Origin of the sequence: Lysinibacillus xylanilyticus, assembly GCF_001708185.1 — a bacterium.
Lineage (GTDB): Bacteria > Bacillota > Bacilli > Bacillales_A > Planococcaceae > Lysinibacillus > Lysinibacillus xylanilyticus_A.
In genome coordinates, this window is the sequence record NZ_MDDN01000043.1 from 1 (window position 1) to 1,390 (window position 1,390).

The 1,390-nt window shown below is 36.7% G+C and carries 1 protein-coding gene; it reads left to right on the top strand.

Going from position 1 to position 1,390, the window contains the following annotated elements:
• Window positions 1-83: 83 nt before the first annotated feature.
• Window positions 84-1,255, top strand: a protein-coding gene (locus BFJ97_RS23235) for an IS3 family transposase (protein WP_254660230.1) whose coding sequence is annotated in 2 segments (ribosomal slippage) — window positions 84-345 and window positions 345-1,255 — 1,173 coding nt in all. Because the reading frame shifts where the segments join, the coding sequence is not laid out codon by codon here.
• The last annotated feature ends 135 nt before the right edge of the window (window positions 1,256-1,390 follow it).

The following is a 1,390-nucleotide window of genomic DNA, read 5'->3' on the forward strand; positions in this document are numbered from 1 at the left end:
TGATGTTAGTCTAAATAATGGACACAGAGAATTGGGAGTTTATAAAGTATAATAATCTTAACAATTTACTAGGAGTGTCTAAGATGACAAAACGAAAAAGTTATGACAAAGAATTTAAATTAGAGGCAGTACAATTAGTTGAAAGTGGCAAGAGGGTTGCCGAGGTTGCACGTGAGCTGGATCTTGCAGAACAGACATTACACAATTGGGTAAAGAAATTTAGTAAAGATGGCGAAGCTGCATTTGTTGGTAGTGGGAATTTAAAGCCTGAGGATAAGGAAAATAAAGAATTAGAAAAAAGAATACGTGACCTAGAAGAGGAAAATGCCATCTTAAAAAAGGCTATGGGCATCTTTGCAAAAGACCGGAAGTAGTTTACAACTTTATTCAACAGCACCGACACGAATTCCGTGTGGCAAAGATGTGCGAAGTATTAGGTGTTTCAAGAAGTGGTTACTACGAGTGGCTGAACCGACCAAAGAGTAATCAAAAAGAACGGAAAGAAAAGTTAACGAGCCAAATAAAACGAGTGTATATGGACTCAAGAAGAAATTATGGTAGTCTGAAAATCACAAAACAATTGAATTCAGAAGGAGTCTCTGTATCGCAAAAAACAGTATCACGAATTATGAAAGAAGAAGGCATTCGCTCAAAAACAGTGAAAAAATACAAAGCGACGACGAATTCAAAACATAATCTACCAGTATATCCAAATCTATTAGACCAACAATTTAAAGTAGAACGCCCTGGACAAGCGTGGGTAGCTGACATTACGTATATATGGACCAGTGAAGGTTGGCTCTATCTAGCAACAATTATGGAGTTGTTTTCAAGACGAATCATCGGTTGGGCAATGGATGAGAGAATGACAAAGGAATTAGTGATCCTCGCCTTAAAACGAGCAATCAGAACTCAGACTCCAACGCCTGAGCTCATTCATCATTCAGATCGTGGGAGCCAGTATGCGTCGAAGGAATACCAACAAGTATTACGAACTAACAAAATGATTACAAGTATGAGCAGAAAAGGAAACTGTTACGATAATGCATGTATCGAGTCATTTCATAGCGTCATCAAAAGAGAGTTAGTTTTTCATGAAAAATATAAAACGAGAGATCAAGCCAAGAAAAGTATCATTGAATACATCGTTAGTTTTTATAACTACAAGCGTATCCATTCTTTTACAAATTATATGTCGCCCATTGCATACGAAAAGCAATATTTCAAAACTTCACAGAAAACTAAGGTCATATAATTAAACCCCTTTAACCTTACAAATAATTTAAGGGTTACGCCCCTTAAATTGTTTGTGAGGCGAGCAAGCGATAGCGCGCTTAGATTTAAAGCAAAATCTCAATTTTCCCTGTCCATTTTCTTGACATAGTATCAT